Origin of the sequence: Bacillus cereus group sp. Sample62, assembly GCF_036851315.1 — a bacterium.
Classification (GTDB): domain Bacteria; phylum Bacillota; class Bacilli; order Bacillales; family Bacillaceae_G; genus Bacillus_A; species Bacillus_A wiedmannii.
This window is the reverse complement of sequence record NZ_JAFLPK010000001.1, coordinates 329,346-342,230: the sequence shown is the minus strand read 5'-3', so window position 1 is coordinate 342,230 and position 12,885 is coordinate 329,346. Positions and strand designations below refer to the sequence as shown.

Here is a 12,885-nt window from a genome sequence, read left to right as displayed (position 1 = left end):
AAAGATAAGAAGGAGAGCACTTATATGTACTCGTTCACATCTTCTCATCTTCCAAGCCTTTATAGGCTTGCTGGAGTTAGCACGGTATTAAAAAACCCGTTGCTGAGGTATCGTAGGGCCAGTCCCTCCACCTCTCTGGATAAGAATGTATCGATTTAATTGTCGTTTAATTAATTCTCATTATAGAACTCAGAATAATAAGAGTCAATACATTTTTTAGAAAAATATTAATTATCCCTCTATTAAAATTTTCAAATTAAAAATCACATACAATAATGATTTTTAAAGTTATGTTAAATTCTCCTCCTTCATATTTTTTAAAAGGAGAATCCTCTCTATAAATTGAATACCATTATTTGAATATGAAATCGGAGGAAGATAAATATATGAAAACAGCTCTTTTACTCGTTGATATTCAAAATGATTATTTTCCACATGGAAAGATGGAATTGCGTAATCCAGTAGAAGCAAGCCAATATGCTAGTCAGCTGCTACAACTCTTTAGAACGAAAAACGAACCTATTTTTCATATCCAACATGTAGCAATAAAAGATGACGCTACTTTTTTCCTACCCAATACAGAAGGTGTACATATTCATGAAAGCGTACGTCCACTTAGAGAAGAAACCGTTATACTCAAACATTATCCAAATAGTTTTCGCGAAACTGATCTTCTAGAACAATTACAACGTTTAGACATTGAGCACGTCATCATATGCGGGATGATGACTCATATGTGTATTGATGCTACCGTAAGGGCTGCTTTTGATTTCGGCTTTCCATGTACCGTTATACATGATGCTTGTGCTACAAAAGATCTTTCTTTTAAGAATGCTACTATACCGGCCGTTTATATTCATAACACAATTTTGGCTAGTTTAAATGGAGTATATGCAACTGTAATGAGTACAGAGGAGTTTTTGGCTACAAAAAAACACTCCCTTCAGTGAGCAAAACCGAAAAGAGTGTTTCTTGTCAAACCATAGATTTTCTTTCAAATTGTATTATACAGGAAATCCTTAAAATGAATACTAAAAAATATGACTAATAAGTCAACTTTTCTCGTTGTTTTGTTTCTATTTATATGTTTATCCCGATATTAATAGGGTTTAGCTAGTTCTAAGTACCGAATAGTAATATATGGTAATTAGAACTGGTTTCTCCTATCAAAAACGTAACATATTATTTATCTGTTTATTTTTGCTTCTTTTTCAAATACTCCGCACGCAATTTTTCAATTTGCTGCTTTTTATCAAATTTGGCAGGCGTCTGCTTTTCATGAAACTTTGCCACGGCTACCTGACTTTTGTAATCCAATTGATATTTCCCCACTTTGTTCACCTACTTTTCTTGTCTTTAAAGAGAATCTATTCAACAAATATAGTATACCTTATTTACTGAAGTAAACCTTATTACTTTATTAGTTTTTCTACTCATAGCTATCTTGATCCAAATATAGAAACTTTTTCAAAAAAAAGAAGAGATTTTCGCAGACTGCGAAAATCTCTTCTACTATTTCTTATAAAGTTTCAGAAGTAGTTTTTGCTTGCATGTGAAGTGCTAAGTAGTCAGGGCCACCAGCTTTAGAGTCTGTACCAGACATGTTAAAGCCACCGAATGGTTGGTAACCTACGATTGCACCAGTACATCCACGGTTGAAGTATAAGTTACCCACGTGGAATTCTTCACGTGCTTTTTCAATATGGTCACGGTTGTTAGTAACAACAGCACCTGTTAAACCGTATTCTGTATTGTTTGCAATTGCAAGTGCATGATCAAAGTCTTTTGCTTTACAGAATGCTACTACTGGTCCGAAGATTTCTTCTTTCATTAAGCGTGCATCTTCTGCAACGTCAGCAACGATTGTTGGTTGGATGAACCAGCCTTTAGAATCGTCTCCTTCGCCACCTGATAAGATTCTACCTTCTTCTTTACCAATTGCAACATAGCTCATTACTTTATCGAATGCAGCTTGGTCATTAACAGGACCCATATTTGTACCTAATACAGCTGGGTTAGCAACTGTTAATTCTTTCGTTAATTCAACAGCACGATTTAATACGTGATCGTATACATCTTCATGGATTACTGCACGAGAACATGCAGAACACTTTTGTCCTGAGAATCCGAATGCTGATGCAACGATAGATTTAGCTGCTAATTCAAGATCTGCTTCTTTATCAACAACGATTGTATCTTTACCACCCATTTCAGCGATAACGCGTTTTAACCAAATTTGGCCTGGGTTTACTTTCGCTGCACGCTCATAAATACGGATACCTACATCACGAGATCCAGTGAAGCTCACGAAACGTGTACGAGGGTGATCTACTAAGTAGTCACCAACTTCAGAACCATTACCTGGAACGAAGTTTACTACGCCAGCTGGTAAGCCAGCTTCTTCTAATACTTCCATGAATTTCGCTGCTACTACAGGAGTTGTACTAGCTGGTTTTAGTAATACTGTGTTACCAGAAACTAAAGCAGCTGTTGTCATACCTGCCATAATTGCGAATGGGAAGTTCCAAGGAGAAATGATAACACCTACTCCTAATGGAATGTAAGAGAAACGATTATATTCAATTGGACGGCTTTCTACTGGAATTCCGTCTTTTAATTTTAACATTTGACGACCATAATATTCCATAAAGTCGATTGCTTCTGCTGTATCAGCATCTGCCTCATTCCACGGTTTACCTGCTTCTTTTACAAGAATAGCAGAGAATTCATGCTTTCTGCGACGAACGATTGCTGCAGCACGGAATAAAATGTCTGCACGCATTTCTGGCTTTGATTTTCTCCAAGTTTGGAATGTTTCATCCGCTACTTGCATTGCTTTTTCAGCTAACTCACGGCTTGCTTTTGAAACGCGACCAACAAGTTCCTCTTTATTTGCAGGGTTTACAGAAACAATTTTGTCTTCTGTAGTAATTTTTTCTCCCCCAATAATTAATGGATAGTCTTGTCCAAGATAAGATTCTACTTTCTTTAAACCTTCTTCAAACGCTAATTTGTTAGCCTCCACTGAAAAATCTGTAAATGGCTCATGTTTGTATGCTACTACCATTCTTTTTAGCCTCCCCTTAGAAAAACGTTTACATTTTACAACATTATTCTACACGATAATTTAGATTTATTCAAATATTCCTAGACTTATATTTTAAAAATTAATAAATTTTTAAAATATAATAAAAAAAACAGAGTTATACATACGTATAACTCTACAAAATATGAGTATATTCCAAAATGTTTTTTCCAATCAATAAAATAGTTACTAACAAAAATAAAGTTCTTACATATCCAACACCTTTTTGAACTGCAAACTTCGATCCAAAATAAGCGCCAAAAATCATCGACAATCCCATAATAATACCGTATTCAAAATGAATTACGTCTAAAAATAAAAAAGTAATTAAAGATACGATATTACTAACAAAATTCAAAAGTTTTCCAGATGCTGCCGCTTGAATAAAATCCAAACCAATTAATAAAAATGCAAAAATTAAAAAGGATCCTGTCCCTGGCCCAAAAAATCCATCGTAAAACCCTATCATTAAAATAACAAAGAAAAATATTAATGTTTTTCTTTTCGTCATCTTCTTATAGGTAGATACGCTCCCCCAATTCTTTTTCGCAATAATATAAATGGCAATAAACACCAACATTACAAGTACTAACGGACGTAAAATATCCGGCGGAATAAACTTTACTACTAAAGCACCTGCGACTGCTCCTATAACAGTTAACGGGATTAACTTTCCTACAATTTTAAAATCGACCTTTCCTGATCGAATAAAATAAATTGCACTCGTAAACGTCCCCATCGTTGCGGCTAATTTATTCGTTGCAATTGCCGAAGCTGGTGGTAAACCAACAAACATAAGTGCTGGAAGCGAAATTAATCCTCCACCACCAACAACTGAATCAATAAAAGCTGCTAAAAAGCCGAATGCAATTAATAAAATAAAGACTTGAAAACTTAATTCGTCCATGTGCCTTACCCCTTACCCCCATTATTTATAACATTTTAAATTATAACAAAATTACTCAAGAAAAAAAGCCGTTCCATAAAGGAACAGCCCTCCTATTTAATCTAAAATTTTCACAAATGGTTCATCTTGCTTCGCTTCACGTATAATAATCGCTTCTGGGCGTTCTACAGATTTAATCGTTACTTGTACTTTCATATAATTCGGGAAGTATTCCATAACAAGCCCGGCTACATATTGTGTAAAACCAATTATTTCTGCTTTCCCATTAAACTGGACAGGAATATCAAGCTTTATTTCTCTTAATTCATCGTCTCTATACATACCAGTACCGATAACAGCTGTATAGTCGCCTTGGAAATAATCGCTTAGTTTTGCTTTAAAGTTCGATACTCTCGCAAGATCTTCACGTTTATTATCTGTTTTCGCTTGTTCAGATGGGAACAAATAATATTTCTCATTAACTTGTTTCCAATCCTCAACCGTTTCACTACCTTTTTCTACATTCGCATAAGAAACAAAGTTACCTGGTACGAGCGAAGACTTCGGAGCCTGACGATAAATCGCAAATGTTATCGGAATATTTTTTGTTTCAGGCTTTTTTTGATGCATAAATTTCAAGACTTCTTGCGCCATTTTTTTCCCTTCCGCTAACATTTTTTCTTGCTCAATTTTAGCCTCACGCGGATAACCATGCTCTTCCTCGTAATAATGAACCGAATTCATCGCTAAACCAACTACTATGCCTTTGCGCTCATCTGTTTCGCCTTTTTTCACATAATAATCATGCTCTAAAATATTTGAAATATATATTGGATTTTTTTTATTTTTTGCCTCTAATGATTCAGATCCTCCACTTAACGCTGGGTTTAGCCCGATGTTTGGAAATTTAACTGCATCTTTTTTTAATTTGTCCTCTAGTTCCTTTTGTTCAGCATCTGTACGCTTTCTTTTAACAAGCATCTGCACATTTTGAGTATCCAGAACATCTCCACCTTTAAAGAAATGATCTTTCGTACTAAAGGATTCTTTTGCAATACGCATTAATCCTGTTTCAAATTCATCTATATCAAGACGATTACTTACTCCTTGTACAACTAATCCGCGTGCAGCTCCTGCTTCAAATGGAATAGTCGCCTTATAATATTCATCCGAAATAGCGTACTTCGGAACGATTGCTTGTCCTTTTGCTTTCCCCGATTTCTCAACCACTTTGTCATCTTTGTCGGCACCTGCACTACACCCACTTACAAGTAGGCCCAGGCTTAATACCGCTAATGCTATTTTTTTCATGGTAAGTTTGCACCTCTTACTTATTTAGCTCTTGTAAGAACCTCTCTTCATTCCAAACCTCAACATTATGCTTCTCCGCTTGTGCTAATTTCGAACCTGCTGCTTCACCTGCAACAACTAAATCCGTACTTTTACTAACACTTCCTGTTACTTTTCCACCTAATGCCTCAATCTTTTTCTTCGCTTCACTACGTCCCATAACTTCTAATTTCCCTGTTAAAACGACAGTTTTTCCTGCGAAGTAAGATTCAACATTTTGTAAATCAGCCATTTTTATACCTTTGTATGCCATATTCACGCCATACTCTTTAAATTGTTGTAATAACTCTAATACATCTTCATTATCAAAATACGTCACAACGGATTGAGCCATTTTTTCACCAATCTCATTAATTGCTTTTAGTTCTTCTTCCGTTGCTTTCACAAGCGCATCCATCGTTTCGAAATGCTCTGCAAATGTACGTGCTGCTTTTGCTCCAACATGGCGAATACCAAGACCAAATAATAACCGCTCTAATGAGTTTTCTTTAGAATTCTCAATTGCTTGTACTAAATTCGTTGCTGATTTTTCACCGAATCGTTCTAGCTGCAATAATTGCTCTTTCGTCAACGAATATAAATCAGCGAATGTACGAATATAATCAGCATCAAAGAGTTGTGTAATGACACGCTCTCCAAGTCCATCAATATTCATTGCATTTCTTGAAACGAAATGGATTAATCCTTCTCGAATTTGAGCCGGACAAGTTGGATTTATACAGCGAAGTGCTACCTCTTCTTCTAAACGAACTAGTTCACTCTCACATGCTGGGCAATGCGTTGGCATATGATATTCTTCTTCCTCACCAGTACGCTTATCAAAAATAACGTTCACAACTTCAGGAATAATATCTCCGGCCTTCTTCACAACAACATAGTCACCAATTCGAATGTCCTTTTCACGAATTAAATCTTCGTTATGTAAAGAAGCACGACGAACGATCGTACCAGCCACTCGCACTGGCTCTAGCTCTGCTGTCGGTGTTACAACCCCTGTGCGACCAACACTTAATTCAATGCCTGTTAATCTTGTTACAACTTCTTCAGCCGGGAATTTATAAGCAATCGCCCATCTTGGACTCTTTGCTGTAGTTCCTAAACTTTCTTGAAGAGCAACATCATCTACTTTTATAACGATTCCATCAATCTCATAATCAAGATGCGGACGTTTTTCTTGCCATTCTTCTACATAAGCTATAACTTCTTCAATTGTCTCACATGTACGTCGATTTGGATTTGTTTTGAATCCAAGTTCACCTAAGAAATCAAGCGATTCACTATGTGATGGAATTGTTTTTTCTTCTACATTCGCAAGACCGTACACAAACATAGATAAGTTACGCTTCGCTGCAATTTTTGGATCAAGTTGGCGTATTGAACCTGCTGCCGCATTACGCGGATTCGCAAATACATCTTCACCATTTTGTTCTTTTTCTTCATTTAACTTAACGAATGAACGCTTCGGCATATAAGCTTCGCCTCGTGCTTCTAATGTTACTTCCTCATTTAGACGAAGCGGGATCGCTTTAATCGTTTTTAAATTTTGGGTAATATCTTCACCTGTTACACCATCACCACGTGTTGCCCCTTGAATGAAGCGTCCTTTTTCATAATGAAGTGAAACAGCAAGTCCGTCAATTTTTAATTCGCATATATATCTTACATTCGCATCATCAATTCCTTGGCGTACTCGTCGGTCGAAATCACGTAAATCTCCTTCGTTAAATGCATTTCCTAAACTTAACATCGGTGACTTATGTGTTACTTTTTCAAATATATCAAGAACAGTTCCCCCAACGCGAATGGAGGGAGAGTCTTCACTCATAAACTCTGGATTCTCTGCTTCTAATTTTATAAGCTCCTGCATATTACGGTCATACTCCGCATCAGAAACAGAAGGATTGTCTAATACGTGATACTGATAGTTAAATGTATTTAACAAATCACGCAGTTCTTCTATACGTTGTTTTGTTATCTCTTTTGACATATCCTCATTCCTTTCCTATTGTTTCGTCACAGGTGCAAATTTTGCTAACAAACGTTTAACACCAATTGGGCTTGGAAACGCAATATCTAATTCTTTTGCATCACCTTCACCTTTTACACTGACAACTGTACCGACTCCCCATTTTTGGTGGGAAGCTTTATCGCCTACTGCCCAGCCAATTTGCTCGCCACCTGTTGTCTTAGCTGCAGGACGCGCGAAAGCTGAACGAGAGCGTGTTGTGGTTGTAGTTGTCATTTTACTTGTACTTGTTGTTCTGCCTTTTGCACCAAACGAAGTTTCACGCTTTGGCGCTGTTTCATTTAACGATTCTACTAGCTCTGCCGGGATTTCTGTAATAAATCGAGAGGCAGCGTTCATACTTGTTCTACCAAATAAAGTACGCATTTGTGCATTAGATAAATATAACTCTTCTTCTGCACGAGTAATACCTACATAAGCAAGGCGACGCTCTTCTTGCATTTCATCTTCTTCCATTAGAGAACGAGTATGCGGGAATATTCCTTCCTCTAACCCAACAATAAAGACAACTGGGAACTCTAATCCTTTCGCTGAGTGCATCGTCATTAAAATAACTTCCTCACCAGCAGTTGGATCTTCATCGACACGATCAATATCAGCAACAAGCGCTAAGTCTGTTAAGAATGCAACAAGGCTCTTATCTTCACTTTGAGATTCAAATGTTTGCGTAACAGATAAAAACTCATCTAAGTTCTCTAAACGACCTTCTGCTTCTAAAGTACGCTCGTTTTTCAACATATCGCGATAGCCTGTTTTTTCAATAACTTCTTCTACCAATTCTGTAACAGATAAATACTCTTGCATATTTACCCAGTTGTGTAATAAACCAGCGAATTCTTTTACTGCCTTTGTAATTTTTGCACTTACTCCAACATGCTCAATTTCATCGAATACAGCAGTTAATGAAATTCCATTTTGTACACCGTAATTAATAATTTTATCGATAGAAGTCGCACCAATTCCGCGCTTTGGCATGTTAATAATACGTGCGAAACTAATCTCATCATCTGGATTCCCAATTAAACGTAAATACGCCAAAATGTCTTTAATCTCTTTACGATCGTAGAACTTCGTACCGCCGACAATTTTGTAAGGAATATTAGATTTCAGGAAAATCTCCTCGACCATACGAGACTGCGCATTTGTACGATATAACACTGCAAAATCAGTATATTTTCGTTTTCCCATTTGAATATCGTCACGAATTTTTTTCGCAACAAAATATGCTTCGTCTTTTTCCGTCGCAGCACGGTAATATGAGATTTTGCTTCCAACTTGATTGTCTGTCCATAATTTTTTCGGTTTACGGTTTGAATTTTTTTCAATAACAGCATTCGCTGCATTTAAAATATTTTGTGACGAACGATAGTTTTGTTCTAACAGAATAACTTGCGCATTCTCATAGTCTTTTTCGAATGACAAAATGTTAGAAATGTCCGCACCACGCCAGCGGTAAATAGACTGATCTGAGTCACCTACAACGCATAAATTTTTAAAACGTGCTGCTAAATGTTTTACAAGAAGGTACTGCGCTTTGTTCGTATCTTGATACTCATCCACGTGAATATATTGGAACTTACGCTGATAAAACTCTAGTACTTCTGGAACACGTTCAAATAGCTGAATCGTTGTCATAATTAAATCATCAAAGTCTAATGAGTTATTTTTCAGAAGACGTTTTTGATATTCTGTATATACATCGCTCGTTAATTTTTCATATGGATCAGCGATTGTAATTTTTTTCGCATATTTATCTGCAGATAACAATTCATTTTTCGCATTACTAATACCAGCTAAAATAGAGCGCGGCTCAAATTTCTTCGGATCAATATTGCGCTCTTTCATAATTTTTTTGACTACAGTTAACTGATCGCCTGAATCTAAGATTGTAAAATTACGATTAATACCAATACGATCGATATCACGTCGTAAAATACGTACACACATAGAGTGGAACGTAGAAATCCAAATATCTTCTGCTTCTGGTCCGACAAGTGTATCAATACGCTCGCGCATTTCACGAGCCGCTTTATTTGTAAAGGTAATAGCTAGTACATTCCATGGCGCTACACCTTTTTCACCAAGTAAAAACGCAATACGATGTGTTAACACACGTGTTTTACCACTACCTGCACCTGCCATTAATAGAAGTGGTCCGTTCGTTGTTTGTACTGCTTTTTGTTGCTGCGGATTTAAACCATTTAATAACCTATCTGTCTTACTCATATACGCCTGCACCTACTCTCCTTTTACTGCTTTAACTGTTTTTAACGCTGCTTTTATATCATCATAAATAATATTTCCAACAACTACTGTATCAGCGTATTGTGCCATTTCCTTCGCTTGTTCAGCATTAGAAATACCGCCGCCATAATATAACTTCGCTTGTTTTAATTCTGCTTTTACATTTTTAACAAGATCACTGTCTCCATACGTACCGCTATATTCTAAGTAAAATATCGGTAAACGTAATAGCTTGTCTGCTAAACGCGCGTATGCAATCACATCATCTTCTGTTACATCACATTTCGCATCTGTAAGCTGGGCTACTTTCGCTTCAGGATTTAAAACACAGTACCCTTCCATGAAAATTTCTTCCCAATCCATAATATCCCCAAATTCTTTCAAAGCCTCATGATGAACGCCTGTTACCCATTCTACTTTTCGGCTATTTAAAACGCTTGGGATATAATAAAAATCAAATCCTGGCGTAATTGCTTCCACATCAGAAACCTCTAACACACAAGGAACCGCATATCTACGAATGCTAACTAGCATGTGTAGTACATTATCAATTGTCACTCCATCACTTCCGCCTACAATAACAGCATCCGTTCCAGACTCACAAATCATTTCTAAATGTTCATCGCTTAACTCCTTATTTGGATCAAGCTTAAATACATGTTTCCACCCGGAAATATCGTACATGAAAACACCCTTTCTTTTCTCTAGTTATATATATCTGTTCAAAATAACAGTTTATTTTCATCATTATTGTTTTAACTTCATCTTAAATATTTGTTTAAAACGGAGAATTAAGTTTGGAATTACCTCTTCCATATTTTTTAAACGAGAGGATTTAATTTTGAAGTTCCTTTTATGCATTCTTTCATTATAACAAAAAAAGCTACTTACACACACGCACATTCCAACATCTTTTTCCACGTCAAATGTTGGATTACATATCCCAAAAATCAAACGGGATACTAATAAAAGAAATAGTATTATCTATTTCAACTTTCATAAAAAGGAGTGTTTTTCTAATGAAGCAAAATATCGGTACAATAAATGCCCTAATTCGAATTACACTCGGACTTGTCCTCTTCGGTTGTAGTGCAACTAAACTCGTACGCAAACCTTGGTGCACTTGGTCTAACATTTTGCTATGGATTGGTGCAATGAAAATCGCAGAGGGAATTGTTCGTTTCTGCCCTGTTGTTGAAATGTGGAAATTCGGAAAATACATGAATATGGGGGCATTTAGAATGCCTAGCATGAATTTTACTGAAAAGGGACATGCTAAAGAAGAAGTGAATCAAACTTTCAATCACGACAAACCACAGTCAAATGGAAGTTTTGACGCTTCTGACAAAGAGATTGAGTCAGCGATTGAAGATATAATCCTGGCAAAACCGCTTTGAATCATTTGTCACGATGCAAGATGCTCTCAAAGGGACTTAGCTGCTGCAGTGGGCGGTTAAGTCTTCTTTATTTTACTACAAAACAGAACATACATTCTTGTTTTAGACCTCAAAATATACATAAGAGATACCTAATTAATAATTTCAGAAAATTAGGTGTAAAGCCCTTGCATAAAATGATATAAAAGTGATATCATTTTTATATCAGGAGGCGATCATATGAAAGAAAAACAAGTTTTTTATGTAAATGGTTTTCTCGGTATTATCGGGATTTTAATTTTAGCCGCTATCGGTGTATTTTTCCTTGTACAAGAAATTTTCATAGGAGCGGCATTAACTATTATTTTAGCCGCAGTTCTTGCTACAGGTATTGGTATTGTTCAACCAAACCAAGCAAAAGTCATTACGTTTTTCGGTAATTATTTAGGAACAATTCGTCAAAACGGTTTATTTTTAACAATTCCATTCGCATTCCGTCAAACTGTATCGTTACGTGTTGAAAACTTTAATAGTAAGAAGTTAAAAGTAAACGATATTGAGGGAAATCCAATTGAAATTGCAGCCGTTATCGTATATAAAGTAGTTGATTCTGCAAAAGCAATGTTCGGTGTTGAACATTACGATCGATTTGTAGAAATTCAAAGTGAAACAGCAATCCGCCACGTCGCAACAAAATATCCTTATGACAATTTCCAAGATGAAACTTGCATCACGTTACGCGGAAATACTGAAGAAATCTCTGAAGAATTAAAACGTGAGTTAGAAGCGCGCCTTGAAATCGCTGGCGTAGAAGTATTAGAAACTCGTTTAACACATTTAGCTTACGCAACAGAAATTGCCCATGCAATGCTACAACGTCAACAAGCAAAAGCAGTATTAGCTGCTAGAAAAGAGATTGTTGAAGGTGCTGTGAAGATGGCGAAAGATTCAATCCATATGCTAGATGAGGAAGGCGTACTTGAATTAGATGACGAGCGTAAAGCAAATATGGTGAACAACTTATTAGTTGCCATCGTTTCAGATAAAGGTGCGCAACCAGTTATTAATACAGGAAGCCTATACTAAAGGGTTGTAAATCATTATGGCTAAAAAGAAAAGCTTTCCATTACGTATTGATCCTGAATTACACGCAGTCATCGAAAAATGGGCGAATGATGAGTTTCGTAGCGTCAATGCACACATCGAGTATTTACTTCGAGAAATGGCAAAGCAAAAAGGAAAATTGAAAAAAGATAAAGATGCATAAAAAATCCCGCTGAGAAATCAGCGGGATTTTTTAATACAATGATGATGTTTTCTTTGTAATTATATTATAAAATACAAATATATAATTATTAATAGAGGTGGTTCGCTTTGCCTATAAAACATTACTATAAAAAAACGAGTTTATTATTTATTGCACTACTCTCATTCAATCTTGTCGCTTGCTCAAATAAACGACCAACAATTGATACATCCAATAAAGAATATAGTTTTGAAACCGCCGAAAAATATGGTAATGTCATTCAAAAGAATGACACAGTTTACAATATTGAAAAATTAGATATCTTCATTAAAAAATATAATTCAAATAAGAGTCACTCCATTCGCATCACTCGATTTAACGAAAAAGATGAGCCTCTCATCATAGATTTAACAGTAAAAAAAGGAAGAGAGACAACATCTTTGTATTATGATGTTGATTACTCAAAAACAAGCGACCGAAATACAGAAAACAAAAAAAATCAATATTCCAATAGTAGTTGCCAAAAAATTTCAAAGAAAGTTTCATCAACAGCAATAACTTATCAATTACAATGCCCTGAGATTATCGATCTTATAAAATTTCCTAAATAAAATAATATGAAAAACGGAGAATGAACTACATCATTCTCCGCTTTTCTTACCTCTAAAAAAT

12 protein-coding genes and 1 riboswitch are annotated in these 12,885 nt (G+C 35.9%); of the genes, 5 read left to right on the top strand and 7 right to left on the bottom strand.

The genetic code is table 11. From position 1 onward, the window contains the following. Positions 1–41 precede the first annotated feature (41 nt). Positions 42–146: riboswitch (SAM riboswitch) on the bottom strand. 240 nt (positions 147–386) lie between these two features. Continuing rightward, positions 387–950: a cysteine hydrolase family protein gene (locus tag J0835_RS01825; protein ID WP_002096904.1), complete on the top strand. Its 564-nt coding sequence runs from the start codon at positions 387–389 to the stop codon at positions 948–950. A gap of 244 nt (positions 951–1,194) precedes the next feature. Here the strand turns inward: J0835_RS01825 and J0835_RS01820 are convergent, their stop codons facing one another. The 7 genes from J0835_RS01820 to J0835_RS01790 form a co-directional block, all read right to left on the bottom strand. Continuing rightward, a complete protein-coding gene (locus J0835_RS01820; RefSeq protein WP_000521651.1) occupies positions 1,195–1,332 on the bottom strand; it encodes a hypothetical protein in 138 nt (45 codons plus the stop codon). Between the two features lie 187 nt (positions 1,333–1,519). After that, the gene (gene pruA, locus J0835_RS01815; RefSeq protein WP_076541974.1) at positions 1,520–3,067 is read right to left on the bottom strand and encodes an L-glutamate gamma-semialdehyde dehydrogenase; all 1,548 of its coding nucleotides are present in this window, start codon (positions 3,065–3,067) and stop codon (positions 1,520–1,522) included. Positions 3,068–3,221: 154 nt separating this feature from the next. Continuing rightward, complete coding sequence (locus J0835_RS01810; RefSeq protein WP_087979222.1) at positions 3,222–3,992, bottom strand: TSUP family transporter; 771 nt, start codon at positions 3,990–3,992, stop codon at positions 3,222–3,224. 96 nt (positions 3,993–4,088) lie between these two features. Continuing rightward, positions 4,089–5,282, bottom strand: a complete 1,194-nt coding sequence (locus tag J0835_RS01805) for a CamS family sex pheromone protein (RefSeq protein WP_087979221.1) — start codon at positions 5,280–5,282, stop codon at positions 4,089–4,091. 16 nt (positions 5,283–5,298) lie between these two features. Then, complete coding sequence (gene ligA / locus J0835_RS01800) at positions 5,299–7,308, bottom strand: NAD-dependent DNA ligase LigA (protein ID WP_087979220.1); 2,010 nt, start codon at positions 7,306–7,308, stop codon at positions 5,299–5,301. A 15-nt stretch (positions 7,309–7,323) separates the two neighbouring features. Next, a complete protein-coding gene (gene pcrA, locus J0835_RS01795; RefSeq protein WP_140386645.1) occupies positions 7,324–9,573 on the bottom strand; it encodes a DNA helicase PcrA in 2,250 nt (749 codons plus the stop codon). A gap of 12 nt (positions 9,574–9,585) precedes the next feature. Beyond that, positions 9,586–10,275 (bottom strand): heptaprenylglyceryl phosphate synthase, encoded by a 690-nt coding sequence (locus J0835_RS01790; RefSeq protein WP_087979218.1) that lies wholly within the window; start codon positions 10,273–10,275, stop codon positions 9,586–9,588. A gap of 335 nt (positions 10,276–10,610) precedes the next feature. Between J0835_RS01790 and J0835_RS01785 the strand changes: the two genes are divergently transcribed. The 4 genes from J0835_RS01785 (at position 10,611) to J0835_RS01770 (ending at position 12,824) form a co-directional block, all read left to right on the top strand. After that, the gene (locus tag J0835_RS01785; protein WP_087979217.1) at positions 10,611–10,988 is read left to right on the top strand and encodes a YgaP family membrane protein; all 378 of its coding nucleotides are present in this window, start codon (positions 10,611–10,613) and stop codon (positions 10,986–10,988) included. 219 nt (positions 10,989–11,207) lie between these two features. Continuing rightward, a complete protein-coding gene (locus tag J0835_RS01780) occupies positions 11,208–12,053 on the top strand; it encodes an SPFH domain-containing protein (protein ID WP_000660682.1) in 846 nt (281 codons plus the stop codon). A 16-nt stretch (positions 12,054–12,069) separates the two neighbouring features. After that, positions 12,070–12,234 (top strand): toxin-antitoxin system HicB family antitoxin, encoded by a 165-nt coding sequence (locus J0835_RS01775; protein ID WP_001085171.1) that lies wholly within the window; start codon positions 12,070–12,072, stop codon positions 12,232–12,234. Between the two features lie 107 nt (positions 12,235–12,341). Beyond that, positions 12,342–12,824: a DUF4362 domain-containing protein gene (locus J0835_RS01770; protein WP_087979216.1), complete on the top strand. Its 483-nt coding sequence runs from the start codon at positions 12,342–12,344 to the stop codon at positions 12,822–12,824. The last annotated feature ends 61 nt before the right edge of the window (positions 12,825–12,885 follow it).

Coding starts and splice junctions, on each gene's coding strand:
- J0835_RS01825 (WP_002096904.1), top strand. CDS start 387: ATGAAAACAGCTCTTTTACTCGTTGATATTCAAAATGATTATTTTCCA.
- pruA (WP_076541974.1), bottom strand. CDS start 3,067: ATGGTAGTAGCATACAAACATGAGCCATTTACAGATTTTTCAGTGGAG.
- J0835_RS01810 (WP_087979222.1), bottom strand. CDS start 3,992: ATGGACGAATTAAGTTTTCAAGTCTTTATTTTATTAATTGCATTCGGC.
- J0835_RS01805 (WP_087979221.1), bottom strand. CDS start 5,282: ATGAAAAAAATAGCATTAGCGGTATTAAGCCTGGGCCTACTTGTAAGT.
- ligA (WP_087979220.1), bottom strand. CDS start 7,308: ATGTCAAAAGAGATAACAAAACAACGTATAGAAGAACTGCGTGATTTG.
- pcrA (WP_140386645.1), bottom strand. CDS start 9,573: ATGAGTAAGACAGATAGGTTATTAAATGGTTTAAATCCGCAGCAACAA.
- J0835_RS01790 (WP_087979218.1), bottom strand. CDS start 10,275: ATGTACGATATTTCCGGGTGGAAACATGTATTTAAGCTTGATCCAAAT.
- J0835_RS01785 (WP_087979217.1), top strand. CDS start 10,611: ATGAAGCAAAATATCGGTACAATAAATGCCCTAATTCGAATTACACTC.
- J0835_RS01780 (WP_000660682.1), top strand. CDS start 11,208: ATGAAAGAAAAACAAGTTTTTTATGTAAATGGTTTTCTCGGTATTATC.
- J0835_RS01775 (WP_001085171.1), top strand. CDS start 12,070: ATGGCTAAAAAGAAAAGCTTTCCATTACGTATTGATCCTGAATTACAC.